General features: G+C 70.8%; 17 protein-coding genes. 11 read left to right on the plus strand and 6 right to left on the minus strand.

From position 1 onward, the window contains the following. The first annotated feature begins 98 nt into the window (after nucleotides 1–98). Nucleotides 99–1,160 carry a cytochrome P450 gene (locus tag E5671_RS34865; protein WP_160507828.1) on the plus strand — a complete coding sequence of 354 codons (1,062 nt, stop codon included), beginning with the start codon at nucleotides 99–101 and terminating at the stop codon, nucleotides 1,158–1,160. Here the strand turns inward: E5671_RS34865 and treY are convergent. Next, nucleotides 1,140–3,587, minus strand: coding sequence for a malto-oligosyltrehalose synthase (treY, locus tag E5671_RS34870; RefSeq protein WP_160507829.1), 2,448 nt, complete (start codon nucleotides 3,585–3,587; stop codon nucleotides 1,140–1,142). The genes E5671_RS34865 and treY overlap by 21 nt on opposite strands. Before the next feature lie 81 nt (nucleotides 3,588–3,668). On the opposite strand from treY, the gene E5671_RS34875 reads away from it, so the two are divergent. Next, nucleotides 3,669–4,973 carry an MFS transporter gene (locus tag E5671_RS34875; protein ID WP_160507830.1) on the plus strand — a complete coding sequence of 435 codons (1,305 nt, stop codon included), beginning with the start codon at nucleotides 3,669–3,671 and terminating at the stop codon, nucleotides 4,971–4,973. Here the strand turns inward: E5671_RS34875 and glgX are convergent. Then, nucleotides 4,948–7,056 (minus strand): glycogen debranching protein GlgX, encoded by a 2,109-nt coding sequence (glgX, locus tag E5671_RS34880; protein WP_160507831.1) that lies wholly within the window; start codon nucleotides 7,054–7,056, stop codon nucleotides 4,948–4,950. The two genes, E5671_RS34875 and glgX, sit on opposite strands and share 26 nt — an antisense overlap. A 158-nt stretch (nucleotides 7,057–7,214) precedes the next feature. Between glgX and E5671_RS34885 the strand changes: the two genes are divergently transcribed. From E5671_RS34885 to E5671_RS34900, 4 genes are all read left to right on the plus strand, one after another. Then, nucleotides 7,215–8,000 (plus strand): Tat pathway signal sequence domain protein, encoded by a 786-nt coding sequence (locus E5671_RS34885; RefSeq protein WP_336605930.1) that lies wholly within the window; start codon nucleotides 7,215–7,217, stop codon nucleotides 7,998–8,000. A 64-nt stretch (nucleotides 8,001–8,064) separates the two neighbouring features. Beyond that, complete coding sequence (locus E5671_RS34890) at nucleotides 8,065–9,381, plus strand: copper amine oxidase (protein ID WP_160507832.1); 1,317 nt, start codon at nucleotides 8,065–8,067, stop codon at nucleotides 9,379–9,381. Between the two features lie 103 nt (nucleotides 9,382–9,484). Beyond that, nucleotides 9,485–10,726 (plus strand): SAV2148 family HEPN domain-containing protein, encoded by a 1,242-nt coding sequence (locus E5671_RS34895; RefSeq protein WP_160507833.1) that lies wholly within the window; start codon nucleotides 9,485–9,487, stop codon nucleotides 10,724–10,726. Nucleotides 10,727–10,862: 136 nt separating this feature from the next. Next, complete coding sequence (locus E5671_RS34900) at nucleotides 10,863–11,588, plus strand: 3'-5' exonuclease (RefSeq protein ID WP_160507834.1); 726 nt, start codon at nucleotides 10,863–10,865, stop codon at nucleotides 11,586–11,588. 13 nt (nucleotides 11,589–11,601) lie between these two features. On the opposite strand, the gene E5671_RS34905 is transcribed toward E5671_RS34900, so the two are convergent. Then, entirely contained in the window at nucleotides 11,602–12,456 is an 855-nt protein-coding gene (locus tag E5671_RS34905; RefSeq protein ID WP_160507835.1) for a phosphotransferase, read from the minus strand. Nucleotides 12,457–12,636: 180 nt separating this feature from the next. On the opposite strand from E5671_RS34905, the gene E5671_RS34910 reads away from it, so the two are divergent. The 3 genes from E5671_RS34910 to E5671_RS34920 are packed head-to-tail and all read left to right on the plus strand — an operon-like array spanning nucleotide 12,637 to nucleotide 15,688. Continuing rightward, nucleotides 12,637–13,560 carry an ABC transporter permease subunit gene (locus tag E5671_RS34910; protein ID WP_160507836.1) on the plus strand — a complete coding sequence of 308 codons (924 nt, stop codon included), beginning with the start codon at nucleotides 12,637–12,639 and terminating at the stop codon, nucleotides 13,558–13,560. Next, complete coding sequence (locus tag E5671_RS34915; protein ID WP_160507837.1) at nucleotides 13,557–14,399, plus strand: ABC transporter permease subunit; 843 nt, start codon at nucleotides 13,557–13,559, stop codon at nucleotides 14,397–14,399. Before E5671_RS34910 ends, E5671_RS34915 begins: the two co-directional genes overlap by 4 nt. After that, nucleotides 14,399–15,688: an ABC transporter substrate-binding protein gene (locus E5671_RS34920; RefSeq protein ID WP_160507838.1), complete on the plus strand. Its 1,290-nt coding sequence runs from the start codon at nucleotides 14,399–14,401 to the stop codon at nucleotides 15,686–15,688. Before E5671_RS34915 ends, E5671_RS34920 begins: the two co-directional genes overlap by 1 nt. A 49-nt stretch (nucleotides 15,689–15,737) precedes the next feature. Here the strand turns inward: E5671_RS34920 and E5671_RS34925 are convergent, their stop codons facing one another. Both E5671_RS34925 and E5671_RS47130 read right to left on the minus strand, forming a co-directional pair. Further along, nucleotides 15,738–16,409 carry a response regulator transcription factor gene (locus E5671_RS34925; protein WP_336606074.1) on the minus strand — a complete coding sequence of 224 codons (672 nt, stop codon included), beginning with the start codon at nucleotides 16,407–16,409 and terminating at the stop codon, nucleotides 15,738–15,740. A gap of 245 nt (nucleotides 16,410–16,654) precedes the next feature. After that, the gene (locus E5671_RS47130) at nucleotides 16,655–17,860 is read right to left on the minus strand and encodes a sensor histidine kinase (protein ID WP_160507840.1); all 1,206 of its coding nucleotides are present in this window, start codon (nucleotides 17,858–17,860) and stop codon (nucleotides 16,655–16,657) included. A gap of 226 nt (nucleotides 17,861–18,086) precedes the next feature. Between E5671_RS47130 and E5671_RS34935 the strand changes: the two genes are divergently transcribed. Beyond that, nucleotides 18,087–20,303 carry an MMPL family transporter gene (locus tag E5671_RS34935; protein WP_160507841.1) on the plus strand — a complete coding sequence of 739 codons (2,217 nt, stop codon included), beginning with the start codon at nucleotides 18,087–18,089 and terminating at the stop codon, nucleotides 20,301–20,303. A 61-nt stretch (nucleotides 20,304–20,364) separates the two neighbouring features. On the opposite strand, the gene E5671_RS34940 is transcribed toward E5671_RS34935, so the two are convergent. Beyond that, nucleotides 20,365–21,462 (minus strand): hypothetical protein, encoded by a 1,098-nt coding sequence (locus E5671_RS34940; RefSeq protein ID WP_160507842.1) that lies wholly within the window; start codon nucleotides 21,460–21,462, stop codon nucleotides 20,365–20,367. Between the two features lie 168 nt (nucleotides 21,463–21,630). Here E5671_RS34940 and E5671_RS34945 point away from each other — a divergent pair, with 168 nt between their 5' ends. After that, nucleotides 21,631–22,035, plus strand: a complete 405-nt coding sequence (locus tag E5671_RS34945; protein ID WP_160510602.1) for a MarR family winged helix-turn-helix transcriptional regulator — start codon at nucleotides 21,631–21,633, stop codon at nucleotides 22,033–22,035. The last annotated feature ends 34 nt before the right edge of the window (nucleotides 22,036–22,069 follow it).

The following is a 22,069-nucleotide window of genomic DNA, read 5'->3' on the forward strand; positions in this document are numbered from 1 at the left end:
CCGTGTCCTCGAGAACCGTGTCGTCGAGCTCGGCCCCTCATGGGCACCGTCTGTCACCGGCTCCGCCGAGCTCGTCCTCGAACGCCGGACGGGCTGAGATGCCCAGTCTTCTGGACCCCGGCGTGGAGCGTGATCCGTATCCGCTCTACCGCACTCTCCGCGAAGGCTTCCCCCTCGTCCGCGACGAACTCCTCGGGGCCTGGCTGCTCAGTCGGTACGCGGATGTGCGTGCCGCGCTCGTCGACGCCCGGCTCGGCGCGTCGGGGGCCGGTCCGAGCCCGGCCTGCCAGGGGCTTCTGGAGCCCGCGCTGCGGGCCGCCGCCGAGCGCACCGCCTTCGTCCTCGCACGGCGCATAGCCGGGCGGCGCGAGGTCGACCTCGTCGCCGAGTTCAGTGCCTGGCTGCCCGCGGCCGCCGCCGTCGCCGCGCTCGGGCTGCCCTGGGAGGACGCCGCGCGGGTGCGGGAATGGTGCCGTACGGGGCCCGCACACCCCGGCGGTCGCCACCCGGAGCTGGGCGGACTTCTGCGCCGCCACATCGCGCGGCGGCGCGCCCATCCCGGCACCGGCCTGCTCTCCGTCCTGTGCGACGCCCGGGTGGACGGGCAGGCGCTCCGCGACGACACCGTCACCGGTCTTGCCGGGACACTCCTCACCGGTGGCGGCGAGGCCGCCGCCCACGCCCTGGCCTCCTTCCTCGCCAACCTCCTCGACCACCCGGCCCAGTTGGACCTCGTGCGTGCCCGCCCGGAGCTGATACCCGGCGCCTGGGCGGAGTCCCTGCGCCGTGATCCGCCCGCCCCCGTCGTGCTGCGCCGCGCGCTCGTGCCGATATCCCTGGGCGGCACAACGCTCCCCACGGGAGCCGTCGTGGCCTGCCTCGTCGGCTCCGCGGGGCGTGACCCGTTCCGCTTCGCCGACCCCGACCGCTACGACATCTTCCGCGCGGGCCCGGCGGATCCGGCGGACCCGGCGCACCTGGCGTTCGGCGCGGGTCAGAGCTTCTGCCCGGCTGCCGCTCTGGCCGCGCTCACCGCCGAGTGCGGTCTGCGGGCCCTGCTCGCCGCCATGCCGGGCCTGCGCTGGGCCCCCGGCTTCAGGCCCGCGCCCCGGGGCCTCATGGCGCGGGCGCCACGCCTGCTACTCGTCCGCCCCTCCTGAGACCTGCTCCGGACCCGTCGGCACCCGCTCAAGAAGCACCACCGGCAGCTCCCCGAAAAGCTCCTCCACGCGCGCGTGCCCCGTGAACTCCCGCCCCCGAGTGAGCAGATCAGCCCACCGCCCCTGCGGAAGCTCCAGTTCCGTAGCGCGCCAGCCACCTGCCTCCGCCAGGCGCGAGGAGAGCCGGGTCGCCGCAGCGATCACCTCTCCGGAGCGCGCGAAGGCCACGCAGTGCGCCGCTCCCGGGCCCCGCGCAGCCAGCGGCTCGTACGTCGCCGCGCCGCCGAACAGCTCCGGGCGCCGTCTGCGCAGCCGCAGCGCGGTCGCCGTCAGGGCCAGCTTCTCCTCGGAGAGGTCCCAGCGGTCACGGTGCTGCTCCAGGTACTCAAGGACGTGCGGCTGGAACCGCACGGGCCGCCGGTTGTCCGGGTCCACCAGGGCCCGGTACTCGCCCTCCGTGCCCTGGTAGAGGTCGGGCACCCCGGGCATCGTCAGCTGGAGCAGCGTGGCCCCGAGGACGTTCGCCCGCATGTGGGGCCGCAGGCTGCCCGCGAACTCCGCCACGGTGTAGAGCGGCGGCCCGCAGGGGCCCGCCTCCACGAACGCCGTCACGGCCTTCTCGTACGGCTCGTTCGGCTCGGTCCAGCTCGTGTGCAGGCCCGCCTCGCGCACGTGCTTGAGCAGGGCCATCTGCAGCCGTTCGTCGTAGGGGAAGCCGAAGCCGACGGCCGTCTGCCAGGCCGCCCACGCCAGTTGGGGATCCGGCGCGCAGGTGCCGCCCACGCGCGCGGTCTGCTCGGTCACGTCGACCAGGAGGTCGGCCCACCGCTCCGGGCACTGCGTGAGGACGGCGATGCCCGCCCGTACGTCGGCGCTGCGCTTCGTGTCGTGCGTGGTGAGCACCGTCCCCGCGTAGGGCCAGTCGCGCTGCACGCGCGCGCAGTAGGCGTGGAAGTCCTCGGGGGAGACCGCGGGGCGCTCGGGAGTGCCGCCCACCTCGGCCGCCGACAGGAGCGGCGCGTGCCGGTAGAACGCCGTGTCCTCGACCGCCTTGGCCCGCAGCGCCGACGACGTCTGCGCGAACCGCGCGCGGAAGCCGTCCACCGCGGGCCCGGACCCGAGACGACCGAGGACCAGGTCCCGTACGACATCGACCGCCTCGGCCTCCTCCCGCACCGCGAAGGCCGCCTTCGCCTCCTCGGCGGCACCCACCGTGAGCACCGAAGCCGGTTCGGCGCCCCCGGCGACGTACGGACGGTAGACGGGAAGCCGCACGAGCAGCTCCAGGAGCGCGGTGCGCAGGGCCCATGGCGCGTGGTCGCGCAGCGCGGGGTCCGCGGCGCAGAGCGCGGTCGCCTCGCGCGTGAGGCGGTCGGTCTCGGCGGCCAGCTCATGGGTGAGCACCTTGTACGCGGCGCGCCGCACCGTCGCCCCCCAGTCGCCGCCCCGGTCCACCGCGGGCGCCGCGAACCTCCGGTACTGGCCGAGGAGCTCACCCGCTCCCGCCGGGTCCGTGAAGAGGCCGTCGAGATGGCGCAGCGCGTCGTATCCGGTGGTGCCCGCTACGGGCCACGCGGCGGGCAGCTGCTCCCCGTCGGCGAGGATCTTCTCGACGACCGTCCAGCGCCCGCGCGTGGCCTCCTGGAGCCGCTGGAGGTACGCCCCCGGATCCGCGAGGCCGTCGGGATGGTCGATCCGCAGCCCCTCCACGACGCCGTCCCGCAGCAGTTCGAGGATCTTCGCGTGGGTCGCGTCGAACACCTCGGGGTCCTCGACGCGCACCCCGATGAGGTCCGAAATGGTGAAGAAGCGCCGGTAGTTGAGCTCTGTACGGGCAAGACGCCACCATGCGAGCCGGTACCACTGGGCGTCCAGGAGACGCGGCAACGGCAGCTCACCGGTGCCTTCGCGCAAGGGGAACTCGTGTTCGTGGTAGCGCAGCACGTCGCCGTCCACCCGCAGCCGCTCCAGCTCGTCCCCGACCCCGCGCCCGAGCACCGGAAGCAGCACACGCCCGTCGCCCGCGTCCCAGTCGATGTCGAACCAGCGCGCATACGGCGATGTGGGTCCCTCCCGCAGGACCTCCCAGAGAGCGTGGTTGTGGCGCGGCACGGCAGCCATGTGGTTCGGCACGATGTCCACGACGAGGCCGAGCCCGTGCGCCCGCGCGGTGCGGGAGAGGGACCGCAGCCCCTCCTCGCCGCCGAGTTCGTCACGCACGCGCGCGTGGTCCACGACGTCGTATCCGTGCGTGGACCCCGGAACGGCCTCAAGCACGGGCGACAGATGCAGATGCGAGACCCCCAGCGATGCCAGGTACGGGACGGCCGCTTCGGCGGCCTCGAAGGGGAACTCCGGCTGGAGCTGCAGCCGGTACGTGGCGGTGGGCGGCGGCGGAACCGCGGGCTCTGAGCGCTCAGGCGTCATGCGAACGTACGTACCCGCCTGGCGGGCTTTCGTGCCATCGACTCATGCTTCTGGCCGTCAGGGTGTCGCTAGCTTCGGACGATGGCTGCAAAAGTACAGGTCGCCCAGGACGGGCCACGGGACGACCGGGAGAACCGGGAGGGCCGGGGCGCGCCCGGCCTCCTGGACACCTACCGGGAAGTGATCGGGCACACCGGGGCGCTCCTCCCGGTGATCTCGTTCCTCGGCAGGCTCCCCGTGGCCATGATCCAGTTCGGCAGTGTCCTGCTGGTCACCGAGACCAGCGGATCGCTCGCCACGGGCGGCGTGGTCGCCTGCGCGCTCGCGCTCGGCCAGGTGGCCATGGGCCCGCTCGTCGGCCGCCTCGCCGACCGGCGGGGCCAGCGCGCCGTCGTCCTCGGCTTCTCGCTGCTCAACGCCGTGGCGATCACGGTCTACACGATCGGCGCCCTCCTGGAGCTGCCCACACCCGTGCTCGTCGCCCTCGCCGTGCTCGCCGGCGCGAGCATCCCGGGGATCGGCCCGCTGGCCCGCGCACGCGCCGTCCCGCTGGTCCGCCGGGCAGGTGGTGACGACCGTCTGGTCAACACCGTGCTGTCCCTGGAGAGCACCATGGACGAACTGTCCTTCGTGCTCGGCCCCGCCCTGGTCGGCCTTGCCGCCGTAGCGGGCCACCCTGCGTACGCCTTCGGCGCCGCCGCCCTTCTGGTCGCCGTCTGCGGCTCCGGCTTCGCGCTGCACCCCACGGGCCGGACGGCCCAGGTGACGGGGCAGGCACCACGCGCGCGTGGCGACCGGCAACGCCTCCCGCGCCAGGTCGTCGTCGTACGCGTCGGGCTCGTCTTCGTCGGTGTGCTGCTCGGCGCCTGTGGAGCGGGCATCACGGCCCTCACCGAGGAGTTGGGCCGGCCGGGCCAGGCGGGTCTGGTCTACGCCGCCATGGGCGTCATGAGCGCCGTCGTGGGGCTCTCCATGGCCGCGCTGCCCGAGCGCTTCGGTCTGTACGCACGCTGGCGCCTGGCGACTGCCGCCGCGGCGCTGCTCTCCCTGCCGCTGGTGTGGACGGACAGCATGACGGGGCTGTACCTCGTGGTGACCGTCTTCGGCGCGATCTTCGCCCCGAACCTGATCACCGGCTTCGCGCTCACCGAGCGCTCCTGCCCGCCGCGGCGCCTCGCCGAGGGGATGACGTGGGCGGCGAGTGCCTTCGTCGGCGGCCAGGCGGTCACGCTCGCCGTGGCGGGCCGCCTGGCGGAGTCCTATGGCCCCGGAGCGGCGTTCGCGCTCGGCAGCGCGGCCGCAGCCGTGGCGTTCCTCGTGGCGCTGGTGGCGCGCCCCCCGGCCGAGGGCGGGCCTCAGGTCACGCGGGGCGCTGCAGGACAGTAAGGCTCCGGTCGGCGAGCGTCAGGCGCTCACCGGCCCGCGCCTTCGGTCCCGTGTCCGGCGGCACCCCCTCCGGCCGCGAGGTGTCCACGACCACCTGCCACTGGCGGCCGTGATTGACCGGGACGACGAACTCCAGTGGCCGGGCCGACGCGTTGAACATCATCAGGAACGAGTCGTCGGAGATCCGCTCGCCGCGCGTACCCGGCTCGGAGATCGCGTTGCCGTTCAGGAACACCGTCAGCGCCCGTGCCTGCGACGCGTCCCAGTCCTCCTGCGTCATCTCATCGCCCTCCGGCGTGAACCACGCGATGTCGGACAGCTCGTCGTGCGTGCCCTCGACCGGGCGGCCGTGGAAGAACCGCCTCCTGCGGAAGACGGGATGGTCGCGCCGCAGCCACGCCATCGCGCGCGTGAACTCCAGCTGGGTGCTCCCGCCCTGCGGCCAGCGCACCCAGGCGATCTCGTTGTCCTGGCAGTAGGCGTTGTTGTTGCCGCCCTGCGTCCGGGCGAACTCGTCGCCGTGGCTGAGCATCGGGACGCCCTGCGAGAGCATCAGCGTCGCGATGAAGTTGCGCATCTGCCGCTCGCGCAGCTCCAGGACGTCCGGGTCGTCCGTCTCGCCCTCGGCGCCGCAGTTCCAGGAGCGGTTGTGGCTCTCGCCGTCCTGGTTGTCCTCGCCGTTGTCCTCGTTGTGCTTCTCGTTGTACGAGACGAGGTCGTGCAGCGTGAAACCGTCGTGGCAGGTGGTGAAGTTGATCGACGCCAAGGGTCGCCGCCCGTCGTCCTGGTAGAGGTCGGACGAGCCGGTGAGCCGGGACGCGAACTCCGCGAGGGTGCGCGGTTCGCCGCGCCACATGTCGCGCACCGTGTCGCGGTACATGCCGTTCCACTCGGTCCACAGCGGCGGGAAGTTGCCGACCTGATAGCCGCCCTCGCCGACGTCCCACGGCTCGGCGATCAGTTTCACCTGGCTCACCACGGGGTCCTGCTGCACGAGGTCGAAAAAGGACGACAGGCGGTCCACCTCGTGGAACTGCCGGGCGAGCGTCGCCGCGAGATCGAAGCGGAAACCGTCCACGTGCATGTCGGTGACCCAGTGCCGCAGCGAGTCCATGATCATTTGGAGTACGTGCGGCGACCGCATCAGGAGCGAGTTGCCGGTCCCCGTGGTGTCCATGTAATAGCGGGGATCGTTCGTCAGGCGGTAGTACGAGGCGTTGTCCAGGCCCTTGTAGGAGAGCGTCGGGCCCAGGTGGTTGCCCTCGGCCGTGTGGTTGTAGACGACGTCGAGGATCACCTCGATGCCCGCCTCGTGCAGCGCCTTCACCGCCTGTTTGAACTCCAGGACCTGCTCGCCCCGGTCGCCCCAGGACGCGTAAGCGTTGTGGGGCGCGAAGAAGCCGATCGTGTTGTAGCCCCAGTAGTTGTTCAGGCCCATGTCGACCAGGCGGTGATCGTTCACGAACTGGTGCACCGGCATCAGCTCCAGGGCCGTCACCCCCAGCCGCACCAGGTGATCGATGACCGCGGGATGCGCGAGCGCCGCGTACGACCCGCGCAACTCCTCGGGAAGATCCGGGTGCCGCATGGTCAGGCCCTTCACATGGGCCTCGTAGAGCACGGTTTCGTTGTACGGGGTGCGCGGCGGCCGGTCGTCGCCCCAGTCGAAGTACGGATTGACCACCACGGACGTCATCATGTGCGGCGCCGAGTCCATGTCGTTGCGCTTGTCCGGGGCGCCGAAGCGGTAGCCGTACACCTCCTCGCCCCAGTCGATCCGGCCGCTGACCGCGCGGGCGTACGGATCGAGCAGCAGCTTCGCCGAGTTGCAGCGGTGCCCGCGCGCGGGTTCGTACGGGCCGTGCACACGGAAGCCGTACCGCTGGCCGGGCATCACGCCGGGCAGATACGCGTGGAGCACGAACGCGTCGGACTCACGCAGCTCGACGGCTGTCTCCGAGCCGTCGTCGTGCAACAAGCAGAGCTCTATGCGGTCGGCGGCCTCGGAGAAGACCGCGAAGTTCGTGCCGGCGCCGTCGTACGTGGCACCGAGTGGATACGCCTGCCCTGGCCACACCTGCATGCATACGACTCTTCCACTACCGCCCCCTCGGCCCGGGGTCACTTTGGTCAGAGTCTCCCCGAAAGTGGGGCAACCACGCGGGAGTTGAACCCGTCTAACCGACCGACCACATACTCGGTATGCCCCTTCTTGGGGCTCGTGGGGGAAAAGGGGAGTAAGTGAGAGAGCTAGTCAGACGTCACCTGGGGAAGGTGATGGCGGGCGCGGCGGTCGCGACGGCTGCCACCGCCGTGCTGGTGGGCGTCACACTGCCGGGGGCGGGCGAGTCGGGGGACAGCCAGGCCAACGCGGCGGCCGCGGAGCAGAACGCGATCGCGAAGGACGGCGTCGTCGAGGCCGCGCCCGACGAGGGCGAGAAGGGCATAGGCAGCGACCCGCTGACCGACGCCGAGATGGAGCGCGCCGAGAAGGCCTCGGTGACGAACGGTCTGCGCTCCAGCGCCAGGGACGTCGAAGGAGACCGCGGACCGCAGCTCCTTTCGACGAACCTCAGTGAGCCGGATCCGAGCGACGCCGGTGCCACGGCCCCGCGCAGCGCGGAAGTCGTCTACTACGACTACAAGAAGGACGCGGTCATCACCAAGACGGTCAACGTGGAGACCGGCAAGGTGGAGGACACGAACACCGCACAGAACGTCCAGCCGCCGCCCAGCCAGGAAGAGCTCGCCGAGGGCGCGAAGCTGCTGATCGCCGACCCGCTCGGCAAGGGCCTGAAGCAGGACTTCAAGCACGCCACGGGCAAGGCGCTCACCGGCCCGGGGCAGTTGCAGCTGAGCGGCATGGTCTTCCGCAAGGAGACCGTCGAGCGCGTGCCGTCCGACCTCACCGAGTGCGGCAAGCACCGGTGCCTCCAGGTCGTCACCAAGGTCAAGAACGGCCCGTGGATCGACACCCGGTCCCTCGTCGTCGACCTGAGCACCCGTTCCGTGGGCCGCCTCGGCTGATTTCGGCCGCTCGCGCACGACACCACACTTCTGCTTCTCCTCGTACGAGGGAGTTCACACCGCAATGCACGTCAACAGACTTTCGCGCGCCCGCAAACGGGCCACCATGGCCCTCGCGGTCTCCGCGCTGATCGGCGGCGCCGTCACCGTCGCCTCGCCCGCATCGGCCGCACCCCAGGCGCCGAGCGCCCCCGCGGCGGCGGCCGACTGCAGTGACGCCTACAAGATCGAGCAGACCGTCGACGGCGGCACGACCTGGCGCATGTGCTGGCACTACAACAGCCTTTCCGGCCTGATCCTCGACAAGATCAGCTACCAGCCCAAGGACGAGGCGAAGCCGATACCCGTCCTGACCAGCGCCCGGCTCGCGCAGGTCCACGTCCCCTACGACGACGGCGAGGCCGAGTACGACGACGTCACCGGCACCGACTTCGGCCAGGCCCTGCAGAACCTGAACCCCGGCGAGTGCCCCGGCGGCACCATCAAGACGGTGAAGGTCCCGCAGCGGGGCAACGTGAAGGGCCTGTGCACCACCACGCGCGCGCGTGGGCACGCGTACCGCCTCAACGACGACGCGAGCACCGGCGGCAACGGCAAGGTCTACACCGGCCAGGGCAAGGACCTGCTCGTCTACACCGTGAACAAGGCCTCCTGGTACGAGTACATCACCGAGTGGCGGTTCTCGTCGGACGGCACCATCACCTCCCAGGTCGGCGCGACCGGCAGCCTCTCGCCGTACGACTACGACGGCGGCGACAGCCGCGGCTGGCCCATCGGCAAGGGTGACCAGGCCAAGGCCGAGAGCCACGCCCACAACGTCTTCTGGCGGCTCAACTTCGGCCTCGACGGCTCCCCGAAGGCCAAGGTCGAGCAGTACGACTCCAAGGTCACCGCGCCCGCCGGCCAGGGCAGCCCCACCACGAAGACCACCCGCACCAAGGTCACCAAGGAGCTCGCCGGCGACCGCAAGGACATGCGCTGGTGGCGCATGGTCAGCGGGGCCGGCAAGAACAAGGACGGCCACCCCCGTTCGTACGAGTTCGTGCCCGGGGCCAGCACCAAGCACGCCGGACGCCCCTTCACCAAGCACGACGTGTACTTCACCGAGTACAAGAAGTGCGAGCAGTACGCGAGCAACAACATAGGGTGCCCCGACGGCGCACCGACCAGCGTCGACAAGTGGGCCAACGGCCAGACCCTCAAGCACCCGATCGCCTGGGTCAACATCGGCTACCACCACATCGCCCGTGACGAGGACCAGCAGCCGATGCCGGTCCACTGGCAGGGCTTCTCGCTGGCCGCGCGCGACGTCACCGCTATGAGCCCGCTCACTCCGCAGGACCTCGCCGGCCAGAACGGCCAGCCGCCGCTGGGTCGTTGATAATTGACCCTTGCCATCCGGCTGCACCGCCCGCCGCTCCCGGAGTACCCTTCCTTGATCGTTGAACGGGGGAGTGCTCGGGGGAGCGGAAGGGGTGCGCTGGGTGAGCTCGGGAGGGCGGGAACTGCCCCCTGGTGACGAGGGTCACGAGGGGAGTTCCGCGGACGGCCCGCCCGGAGCGGTGTCCCTGGCGCGGCCGATGGAGATGGGATCTCAGATCGGACCCGAACTGGACTGGGGCGCCGAAGCCTGGCGCGAGGTGCGCACGCGCGCCCAGCGCGCCGGGCGGGCCTACATCTGGCTGAATCTCGTGGAGCAGCGGCTGCGCGCGGTCGTGGCCGCTGTTCTGCGCCCCATCTACGAACCGGTCCACGCCGACGACTGGGTGGTCGCAGCCGCCGGGCCGGCCGGGCAGGAGTGGGTGCAGCGGGCCGTCGCCGTACGCGAAGTGAGCCGCCGCAAGGGGTACTTGCTCGACCCGGCCGACGACAACGTCCTGAGCTTCCTCACGCTGCCCCAGCTGCGCGAGCTGATGGTGCAGCACTGGCCGTGCTTCGAGCCGTACTTCGACGACCGCAGGGACGTCGAACTCGCCCTGGACGAGCTGGAGGTCACCCGGAACGTCGTATCGCGCAACCGTGCCCTGTCCACCGCCGTGCTCGCCCAGGCCGAGCGCGCGTCGGCGAAGCTCCTGGACATACTCGGCACGGGCACCGACACACCGTCCGCGCGCCGGTTGCCCGTCGACGCCGTCGAGTCCCTGGTCGGCGACCGGTACGCCGACGTGGTGGGCGTCCACTCGGACCGGGTGAGGCTGCTTCGGCAGTTCCCCGCCGAGGACATCTTCGGCGGCGCCCGCCGCCTCGACGCGATCGGGATAGGCCTGAACCTCCTGGTCCAGAACTTCTCCGGACGCCGCCTCGTCCGCCTCGCCGAGTCCGGCTGCCGGGTGCGGCTGCTCTTCCTCAACCCGGCGAGCAGTGCGGTCAAGCGCAGGGAGCGTGAACTGGGCCTGAAGCGGGGCGAGCTGAGCCGCAGCGTAGAGATGAACATCCTGCACATGCGCCGGGTGCGGGCCCGCCTCCGTGACCCGGGCGCCTTCGAGATCCAGGTCTTCGACGAGACGCCGCGCTTCACCGCGTATCTGGTCGACGGGGACGGCGCCGACGGCATCGCCGTCGTCCAGTCGTACCTGCGCAGGACGCGCGGGATGGAGGCCCCGGTGCTCGTGCTGCGCGGCGGCCGCCGGGTGGTGAAGGCGGACGAGCCGGACGAGGGCGGACTCTTCGAGACGTACCGGGAGGAGTTCGAACTGGCCTGGGCGGACTCGCGGCCGGTCTCCTGAGCCGGGGTCGCCTGAGCCGGGTCGTCTGAGCGAGTCCAGTCCTGGGCGGCAAGCGGAACGCGCGCCTCGGATTGTCAGTGGCGCGTGGGATCGTGGTGGTCAATGGGGGAAAGCACCACAGAGAAGGGGGGCGGCCATGGGCTGGCACCGGGAGCTGCTGATCGGTTTCGACCTGGAGACGACCGGGACGGACCCGCGCGAGGCGCGCATCGTCACGGGCGCCGTGATCGAGGTCAGGGCCGGCGAGACGCTGGGCCGCAAGGAGTGGCTCGCCGACCCGGGGGTCGAGATCCCGGCGGAGGCCGTGGCGGTGCACGGCATCTCGAACGAACGGGCGGCGGCGGACGGCAGACCGGCCGCGGAGGTCGCCGACGCGATAGCCGCCGTGCTCGTCTCGTACTGGCAGACAGGTGTCCCGGTCGTCGCCTACAACGCCACCTTCGACCTGACGCTGCTCTCCGCGGAGCTGCACAGGCACGGCCTGCCGTCCCTGCGCGAGCGCCTGGGCGGCGCTGAACCGGCCCCGGTCATCGATCCGTACGTGATCGACCGCTCCGTCGAGCGCTACCGCAAGGGCAAGCGGAACCTCGAAGCGGTCTGCACCGAGTACGGCGTGCTCCTGGAGTCGGCGCACGACGCCACGTCGGACGCCCTGGCCGCGGCCCGCCTGGCCACCGCCATAGCCGACCGCCACCCCAAGCTGGCCGCGTTCGGCCAGGCGGAGCTGCACCGGCGCCAGATCGACTGGTATGCGGAGTGGGCGGCGGACTTCCAGAAGTTCCTGCGGAAGAAGGGCGAGACGGACGCCGTGGTGGACGGCACGTGGCCCCTGCGGGAGGAGTTCAGCGCGTCCGGCGTCTGACCTCGCTCAGATCTCAGAAGGGGTACCACCGCACACTCGGGTCGCCGTTCCGCAGCGACGCCACCCGACGGCGGAACTCGGCCAGGGCCTTGGGGTTGGTGGGCGCATGCTGCGCGACCCACGCGCAGCTGGCCGTCTCCCGGGCGCCCCGGAGCACCGCGCACCCTTCCCACTCCCGCACGTCCCAGCCGTACTCATCGACGAACCCGTCGTACGCGTCGGTCGGCAGCCCGTACCGATCCCGCGAAAGCGCCATCACCACAAGGTCGTGCTCCCGCAGATCGGAGGAGAAGGTCTCCAGGTCCACCAGGACCGGACCGTCCACGCCCACGAGGACGTTCCGGGGCAGAGCGTCGCCGTGGATCGGCCCCGGAGCGAGCCGTGGCGAAAGCGCCGACGCCGCCGCCTCGAACCCGTCCCTGCGCTCCCGCAGATAGTCCGCGTCCTCGACGTCGATCGCGTCACCGGCAAGGCGCAGCCAGCGCTCGACCCCGCCGAGGAGCTCACGCCTGGGCAGCTCGAACCCGGGCGCGGGCAGCGCGTGCACGAGCCGCAGCAGTGCGGCGAGGTCACGCGGCTCAGCGGGCCGTACGGCCTCCGGAAGGCGGTGCCACACCGTCACCGGATGCCCGTCCACGAGGCGGGGTTCACCCTCGGCAGCCCGCACCGCGGGCACCCCTGACTCCTCAAGCCATCGCGCGACCCGCAACTCCCGCCGCGCACGGTCCAGAAGCTCGGGCGCCGCACGCCCGACCTTGACCACCGTCCCGCCACCGCCGAACACCGCGTTCTCGCCCAGCGCGAGCAGCGCCGCATCCCGCTCCAGACCCGCGGCGTCCAGTACGTCCCGTGCCCGCGCCTCGTCCATCCGTTGCCTCCCGCACCGTTCGCTCCGTTCGCCACGTCCGCCGGCACAGTCTCCCATTCGTACTGGCCAAGCGGCTGCGAGGCCTGCGTAGCTGCTTGACGTATCAAGATCCCATCAGCACGATGACGGGGGCCGCGTGGGCGGCCAAACCCCGATGAGCCGCCCAAAGGAGCCGATTCCGTGACATTGGCGACCGCGAAGAAGCGGTCAGCGAAAGGCGCGTCCGCCCGCAGAGGCGCGGACCACGGCGCCTGGTTCCTGGTGCTGCCCGCGCTGATCCCGATCCTGATCCTCAGCGTGGGCCCGCTCCTCTACGGCATCACGCTCGCGTTCACCGACTCCCAGTCGGGCCGCACCGAGCCCACCGAGTGGATCGGCCTCCTCAACTTCCAGGACCTGCTGCACGACACCCTGTTCTGGGACTCGTTCCGCATCGGCCTGCTGTGGGCGGTCGGCGTGACCGTGCCGCAGTTCCTCCTCGCGCTCGGACTTGCCCTCCTGCTCAACCAGAACCTGCGCTTCCGCTGGCTGGCGCGGTCGCTCGCGATCATTCCCTGGGCGATGCCCGAAGTGGTCGTCGGCATCATGTGGCGCCTGGTCTACAACCCGGACGCCGGTGTCCTGAACGAGACCCTGGGCAACCTCGGCTTCGGCGACGGCCGTGACTGGCTCACGGGTCTCGGCACCGCCCTGCCCGCCGTGATCGTCGTGGGCATCTGGGCGGGCATGCCGCAGACCACCGTGGCGCTGCTCGCCGGACTGCAGAACACCCCGCGCGAACTGCACGAGGCGGCAGAGATGGACGGCGCGGGAGCCTGGCGCCGCTTCCGCACGGTCACCTGGCCCGCGCTGAAGCCGGTCGCCCTCGCCATCACGGCGCTCAACTTCATCTGGAACTTCAACAGCTTCGCCCTCGTCTACGTCCTGACGAACGGCGGCCCCGGCGGCCGCACCCGCCTCCCCATGCTCTTCGCCTACGAAGAGGCGTTCCGTTACGGCCAGTTCGGTTACGCGGCGGCGATGGGCTGCGTGATGGTCGCGGTGATCTCGGTGATCCTCGCGTTCTACCTCGTGGGCCGACTGAAGGGAGGCGACGAGAAGTGAGCACCACACGCACCAGCAAACCCGCGCGCGCCGGACAGTACCTCGCGCTCCTCGGCTACCTCGTCTTCCTCGCCTTCCCCTTCCTCTGGCTGATCTCCACGGCATTCAAACCGCCGCGCGAACTGGCCAGCCTGCACCCCACCTGGATTCCCAAGGACCCGACCTTCGCCAACTTCCGCCAGGCCTTCGACGAACAGCCGCTTCTGCGCGCCGCAGGCAACTCCCTGATCGCCGCGGTCTGCGCCGCACTCATCGCCGTCGCCATCGCGACACCGATGGCGTACGTCATGGCACGGCACCGCACGCTCCTCGCGCGGGCGGCCACCGGCTGGGTCGTGGTCAGCCAGGCGTTCCCCTTCGTCCTGGTGATCATCCCGCTCTTCCTCGTCCTGAAGAACCTCGGCCAGATCAACTCCCTGCCGGGCCTGATCATGGTGTACGTGGTGTGGGCGCTGCCCTTCGCGCTGTGGATGCTGGTGGGCTATGTGCGCGCCGTACCCACCGAGTTGGAGGAGGCGGCGGCGGTCGACGGCGCGGGCAAGCTGCGTACGCTCGTCTCGATCACCGCACCGCTGCTCGCGCCCGGCATCGTGGCCACGATCCTGTTCGCCTTCATCACCGCGTGGAACGAATTCTTCTTCGCGCTCGTCCTGCTCAAGACCCCGGAGAAACAGACGTTGCCGGTCGTCCTCACGCACTTCATCGGCGCGGAGGGCGCCGCCGACCTCGGCCCGCTCGCCGCCGCCGCGTTCCTCGCCACCCTCCCCTCGCTCGTCATCTTCGCGATCATCCAGAAGCGGATCACGGGCGGCATGCTGACCGGGGCGGTGAAGAGCTGATGCGCGCACGGATCGCCACCGCGGTGACCGCGGCCCTCGCGCTGCTGCTCGCCGGATGCAGCGCTGACTCCGACGGGTCCGACGACGGCAGGATCACCCTCCGCTTCCAGTCGCTCGCCTGGCAGAAGGAGTCGGTCGACGCCAACAAGGAACTCGTCAAGGAGTGGAACGCGAGCCATCCGGACGTCAAGGTCGAGTACGTCCAGGGCAGTTGGGACAGCGTCCACGACCAGCTGCTCACCTCCTTCGAGGGCGGCGAGGCGCCGGACATCATCCATGACGCGTCGGACGACCTCGCCGACTTCGCGTACGGCGGATATCTCGCGGACCTCGACGAGCTGCTCCCCGACCGGCTCAAGTCCGACATCCCCGAGCGGAGTTGGGACACGACGACATTCGGTGACGGTGTCTACGGAGTGCCGTTCCTCCAGGAACCCCGCGTCCTGATCGCCAACGCGAAATGGCTGAAGGAGTCGGGCGTCCGGATCCCGACTCCCGAAAAGCCCTGGTCCTGGGAGGAGTTCAGGGGGGTCACCAAGGAACTGAGCGACGGCAAGGGCAAGTACGGCGTGGCCTGGCCGCTCAAGGAGCCGGTCTCCGCGACGCTCAACCTCTCGCTCTCCACCGGCGGCCGGATGTTCCACCGCGGCGACGACGGCAAGGTCGACATCCGCTTCGACAAGGCCGACGAGATCATGCCGCGCACCGTCCACGACCAGGTCAGCAACGACAAGAGCGCGTCGAGCACCACCCTGGGCATGGGCGGCTCCGACACGCTGCCGGGGTTCTTCGGCGGCAAGTACGCGATGGTCCCGCTCGGCTTCTCCTACCGCCAGCAGATCGTCCAGCAGGCGCCCAAGGGCTTCGACTGGCAGGTGCTTCCCGCCCCGGCCGGGGCCGAGGGGCTCGCGCAGGGCGTCAGCCCGCAGACGCTCTCGGTCTCCGAGGACACCGAGCACAAGAAGGAGGCGGTCGAGTTCATCGACTTCCTCCTCCAGCCGAAGAACATGGTGCGCCTCGCGCAGGGCGACTGGATGCTTCCTACGGGCACGGAGGCCTTGAAGGACCCGGCCCTGCGCACCGAGAAGAACGACTGGGCGACGGGCACGGCCCTGGCGAAGGACCTCCGCTCGGCGCCCGCGCAGTCGGTGCGCGGCTACGCGGAGTGGAAGGACAAGGTGGCGACGCCGGCGCTCCAGGAGTATTACAGCGGGGCGATCGGCCTGGAGGAGCTGCGCGAACGCCTTGTGAAGGACGGGAACCTGGTCCTCAAGAGGTACCAGCGCTAGGCCGTCACCAGGGCACGGGCACGGGCACGGACACAGGCACGGGCACGGGTCAGCGGGGGAATCCGTTCCCCTGACCCGCCCGCACGAGCCCCGATTCGTACGCGGCGATGACCGCCTGCGCACGGTCGCGGACGCCCAGCTTGGCGAAGATGCCGGTGGCGTGGTTCTTCACCGTCTGGACGCCGATCTCCATCCGCTGCGCGATCTCGGCGTTGTCGAGGCCCGCGGCGATCAGACGGAGCACGTCGACCTCGCGCGGGGTGAGTCCGGCGAGTTCCGCCGTCGGCGGGTGCGAGGCCGGGGCCGGGGTCACGAAGGTGGCGAGCAGCCGGGTCAGGAGCCGCGGGGCGACGACCGCTTCGCCGCGGTGGACGGTGCGAAGGGCGGCCACCAGCTCCTCGGGGGAGACGTCCTTGGGCAGGAAACCCGAGGCCCCCGCCCGCAGGGCACCGACCACGTGCTCGTCCATGTCGAAGGTGCTGAGCGCGAGGACCCGGCACCCGGGCAGCTCGGCGGTCAGGCGCTCGGTGGCCCTGACGCCGTCGAGCACGGGCATGCGGATGTCCATCAGGACTACATCGGGGCGGAGTTCGTGGGCCGCCGCGACGGCATGCTCGCCGTCACCCACTTCGCCGACGACGCGGATGGCGGGGTCCGAGAGCAGGATCAGCGACAGGCCACGACGCACCAGCGGCTGGTCGTCCGCGATGAGAACGGTGATGCCACCGGTCTCGGACCCGGCCTCGGGGGCGGGCTCGGCTTCGGGGGCGGGCCCGGCACCGGGCCTGGTTCCGGCATCGGACCCATGCTTGGGCCCGGACCCGGTCCCGGCATCGGAGCCGGGCACGGGCTGGGACTCGGGCTCGGGCTGGGACTTAGACCCGGGCACGGGCTGGGACCCGGGCTCGGGCTGGGACTTGGACCCGGGATGGGACTTGGACCCGGGTTCAGCGGGAGTGGGGGATGTCATCGGGGCCTGTCCTTCTCGTACGTGTCGGTGGACAGCGGCACGCTCGCGCTCACCATGAATCCGCCTTCCTCGCGGCTGCCGGCCCGCAAGGTGCCGTCGTGCAGGGCGACGCGCTCCCGCATGCCCAGAAGACCGTACCCACCGCCTCCGCCCTTCCCGCCGGGTGCCCTGCCGTCACCGGCGCCGTCGTCGGCCACTTCGACGGTGACGCGGCCCGGGAGATAGGCGAGCCGCACCGTGGCACGGGCGGGGCCCGCGTGTTTGCGGGCGTTGGTCAGCGCCTCCTGGGCGATCCGGTAGAGGGTGAGGCCGACCGGCATCGGCAGCTCCACCGGCCGCCCGGTGACGTGGAGTTCGGCCGGCAGGCCCGCGGCGGTCGAATCGGCGACGAGCCGCTCGATGCCGTCCACCCCCGGCTGGGGTTCCGACGGCGTCTCCTCCGGGGTCTCGGTGCTGCGCAGGACCCCGAGGAGCTGCCGCATCTCGGCCAGCGCCGTGCGGCCGGACTCCTCCAGGGTCACCAGGGCCTCGCGGGCCGTGTCGGGGTCGCGGTCCAGGGTCGCTCTGGCCCCGCCGGACATCAGGTACATGGTGGTGATGTGGTGGGCCACGATGTCGTGGAGCTCCCGCGCGATGCGGCGCCGTTCCTCGGTCACCGCGCGGTCGGCGAGGAGCGTGCGGTTGATGTCCAGCTGCCGCTTCCACTGCCGCACGGCCAGACCCACGGCGACGATGAGGCAGGGCGTGACCAGCACGTCGGTGAGGCCCATCCCTACGAAGGCCACGTCGTTGTGCCAGTACCGCGCGAGCTGCACGGGTGCGGTGGCCACCACACCCAGCGCCACGGCGCGCCGCCCGCTGTACCTCGCCACGGTGTAGAGCGCCACCGCGACGGCGCCGCCGTAGCTGTTCGACATCGGCTCGCCCGGATCGACGACGAGGCCGAGATTGACGGCCATCTGCACGGCGAGGACCGCGCCGAGCACCGGCACGGGATGGTGGCGCCTGAAGAGCAGCGGGAGCACGGAGACGGCGACCAGCAGGACACCGAGCACGGTGACGGGCGCCCCCGGGCCCTCCTCGCCCGGGGCGAGGTAGGCCAGTACGTCGAGCCCCACCGCGACGACGGCGACCACCACGTCGCCCGGCGTCGGCCGCGCCCCGCCCGTGGGCGGTGCGTGAGGGAAGAAGTCGCGGCCCATTCGGGCGCCTCCTAGTCGAGCAGGTGCGTCGGGCCCAGGCGGCCCTGATGTTCCCGTCTTTCCGCACCATTACATCCCGGCACGACCGGCCGGGAATCGGCGCAGGGGCCGTTCTTCCACCCAGTACTGGAGTACTGCCCGCGACGAAGTACCGGACCAGGGTCACGGGTGCGTCCCCTTCCGGCGGCCGACGCTTTCAAGAGGCCCCGCGTGATGACCTGTTGGCATGATCCGCAAGCTGACCTCTTTCTCCACCCGGCATCGATGGATGACGATCGTCGTCTGGACCATCCTCGGAGCGGCACTGTCGTTCGTGGGGAAAGCGATGATGTACGACGTCACCGATTCCCAGGCCGGGGACTTCCTGCCCAAGAAGTACGACTCGGCGGTGGCACTGCGCATAGCCGAGGACGAATTCGGTGCCAAGCCCGACCCCAACGCCCTGACCGTGCTCGTCGGCAGGGACGACGGCAAGAAGCTCACGCCGGGCGACCAGCGGCGGATCGCCGCCACGGCGGACGGCCTCGGCCAGCGGCGGATCGTCGCGCCGAAGCCCGAACCGCTCATGAAGGACCATTCCCAGACGCCTCGCGTTTCGGCGGGGGCAGTGGCCCCTGACAAGAGTTTCCGGCTTCTCACGGTGTCCCTCGACGGAAATCCAGACGACCCCGGTCTGCAGGACGTCTACAAGAAATTCCGTGACGGCGCGAAGGACGAATTCGCGGCCGCCGACCTGCGTGTGGGATTCACCGGCGGCATAGCCTCCACGGTGGACAATACGGAGGCCGAGGAGCCAATCGGGAAAGTCGTCGGCAATCTGACGATGGGCCTCATCGTCCTCCTGAACGTGCTGGTGTTCCGCAGCCTGGCGGCCGCTTTCGTACCGCTGATCGCGGTGGCGCTGATCGGTGGCGTCGCCTCGGGAGCGGTGGTCGGCGCGGCGAAACTCCTCGGCATCAGCCTCGACCCGTCCACCCCCTCGCTGATCGGTGTCGTACTCCTGGGAATCGGCATCGACTACTTCCTCTTCCTGATGTTCCGATTCAGGGAGCAGCTGCAAAGCCACCCCGAGCAGAACGCCCGGACGGCCGCGGCCGAGACGACAGGGCGCGTGGGCGGCGCGATCACCTCCGCGGCCCTGACGATCGTGGCGGCCTTCGCGACCCTCGGCCTGGCGAGCTTCGGGCAGTTCCGGGTCCTCGGCCCCGCGATCGCGATCTCCGTACTCGTGATGCTCCTCGCGAGCCTCACGCTCATGCCCGCCCTCCTGGCCCTGCTCGGCCGCGGCATGTTCTGGCCCGCCCGCGCCTGGAAGAAGGAGCGCACCGGCGGCATCAGCGCACGCCTGGGGCACGCGGTGAGCGCCCGCCCCGTGCGGTACGCGCTCGGCAGCCTGGTGCTTCTCGGCGCCCTCGGCGCCGGCGCGATCGGCATGAAGATGAGCTACGACCAGCAGGGCCTGCACGAGACCGCCGCGGTCAGGACCGCCGAGCAGATCTCCCGAAGCCTGCCCGCGGGCGTGTCCGACCCGCACAGCGTGTACGTACGGAGCACCGACGGCGGTGACATCAAGGGGAGTTCACTCACCGGCATGACCCGGGCCCTCGCCGAGGCGGACGGTGTCGGCGAGGTGGGCAAACCGGTGCTCAACAAGGACAGGACGGCCGCGCGGGTCGATCTGTTCCTGAGCGTCAAGTCCGATACGCAGAAGGCACGCGACCTGGTCTCGGGCCCCGTCAGGGACACGGCGGCGCGGACCGCCCCCGAGGGCACCAAGGCGTACGTCACGGGAACGGCCGCAGTCTTCGCCGACATCTCGACGGCCGTGGAGAAGGACCTGCGCCTGGTGTTCCCGGTGGCGGCCCTGCTGATCGCGGTGATCCTCTTCCTGCTGCTGCGCTCCCTGCTCGCACCGGTCGTGCTGATGATCGCCGTGGGCCTCGGGTTCGTGGCCACACTCGGCGCGAGCACGCTGCTCTTCCAGCACGGACTCGACCGGCCCGGGGTCTCGTTCACGCTGCCCCTGGTGCTCTTCCTGTTCGTGGTCGCCCTCGGCACCGACTACAACATCCTGATCACCGACCGGATCAGGGAGGAGATGGAGAAGCCGGTCCCGGCGCGGCACGCGGTGGCCGAGGCGGTCCGGCACACCGCGCCCGCTGTCGCCACGGCCGGAATCGTGCTCGCCGGTTCCTTCGCCAGTCTGGCCGCGAGCCCCTCCACCCAGGAGATCGGCTTCGCCACAGGCCTTGGGATCCTCCTGTCCTCGCTCGTGCTCTCCCTCGTCCTGGTGCCCGCGCTCGCCGCGCTCCTCGGCCGCGGCCTGTGGTGGCCCCGCAGGCCGAGCCGGACCCGGGGCGGCCACCACAGGCCGGGCGGGCCGTCCGCTCCCGAGCAGTACCGGCCGTACGGGGCGGAACCGGCGTACTCGGAACGCCAGTAGGCAGACCAGTAGCCAGACCAGTAGGCATAACCGTCACGGAGTCGGGGCCGGTCGACCCCCGTCACACCGCCACCGACTCCTCCATCTCCTCCTCCTGCTGCTCCTGCTGCTCCTGCTTGGTCCCGTCGTCGGCGGCGGCCGGTGTCACCGCCGGCCGCCGCCGACGCTCCCATAGGGCCGCGATGCCGGTGATCGCCAGGCCGACGAGCAGCCACGCCGCCAACGTCCAGACGTGTCCGCCCAGTTCATGGCCGCCGAAGTAGAGGTGGCTGCGGATGCCCTCGACGAATCCGGCGCCGTTCCAGAAGGCGTGCAGCGAGCCGAAGAAGCCGTTCTGGAGTTCCGGCCTGAAGAGACCGCCGGAGGACGTGAAGTTGAGCATCACGAAGAGGACCATCATCGTCAGCGTCGTCCAGCGCTTGAGGAACGTGTGCAGTCCGACGCCGATGAAGAGGATCCCGGCCGCGTACAGCCACGCCATGCCCCACACGCCCCACAGGCCCTGGTGCACCAGGTGGAAGACGGGCCCGGCGAGCGCCGCGCCGATCAGGCTCACGGCGAACGAGACGCCGACGACGAGCCCCGCCCGGGCCCGCATCCGCAGCCCGGCTCCCGCGGCGCCCAGCGCCGCCACCGACGCGTACGAGCCGATGCTCACCGCGACGAGCAGGAAGAACAGGCCCTGCCCCGTGGGGTCGTCATCGACGGTCGCCGCGACGTCGGTGACCTTCAGCGGGACGCCGCGCTCCGCCGCGACGGGCGTGAAGATCTTCTCGACCGCCATGGCGCTCATGTCGGAGCCCGCGGTGGCCACGATCACTTCGGGGGTCTTGGCGTCGGGGATGTAGGCCCCCGATATGTCCATCGACCTGAGCTCGTCGACCGCCTGCGCGCGGGAGCCGACGGTCCGTACGTCGAGGGCGTCGCCCGCCTTGTCCTTGACGGTCTGCGCGAGGGCTTGCGTCTGCTCGCCCGTTCCGACGACGGCGATCGGCATGTCGTGCGGCTCCGGCGTGACGAACGCGCCCATGTAGGCGAGGCCCATGCCGAGGCACATCAGCAGGGGTGTCAGGAGGTGGAGGAGGACATGGCGCAGTGGTCCGGAGGGGGTTGCCGGGCCGGCGGATGCCTTGTGGGCGGGCGCCGATGTGGCGGTCATCGGAAGACCTCTCGCGATAGTTGGCTTATACACTCAATCTCGGTGTTGTACTGTACAACCATTCGCGGAGAGGGAGAAATCGTGGCCGACCGAGACGGGTTCGACCGAGAAGGGTCCGACCAAGGCGGGTCCGAACGAGACGGGTCCATCGAGATCATTCAGCGGGAGATGACGGCGTTCGCCCGGCGGGCCCGCGCCACCGCCGCGCGGATGCACCCCGAGCTCTCGCTCGTGTCGTACACACTCTTGAGTCACCTCGAGTACCAGGGCGGATGCCGGGCCACGGACCTCGCGACGCACTACACGCTGGACAAGTCGACGATCAGCAGGCAGGTGGGCGCGCTGGAGAAGTCCGGCCTCGTGGAGCGGCGGCTCGATCCGACCGATCACCGGGTGCACGTGCTGCACCTGACCGACCGGGGGAACGAGGTGCTCGCACAGGTCACCGACGCGCGCCGGGTCGCGTTCCAGGAGCGCCTCGCGGAGTGGAGCGAGCCGGATCTGGAGAAGTTCGCCGAGTGTCTGCTGCGCTACAACGACGCCGCGTCGCGGAGCAGCCTGGCCGTCGAGTAGGTCGAGTAGGTCGAGTGGAGCATCTGCGGCGTAA

The sequence above is a fragment of the Streptomyces sp. BA2 genome, from assembly GCF_009769735.1.
Lineage (GTDB): Bacteria > Actinomycetota > Actinomycetes > Streptomycetales > Streptomycetaceae > Streptomyces.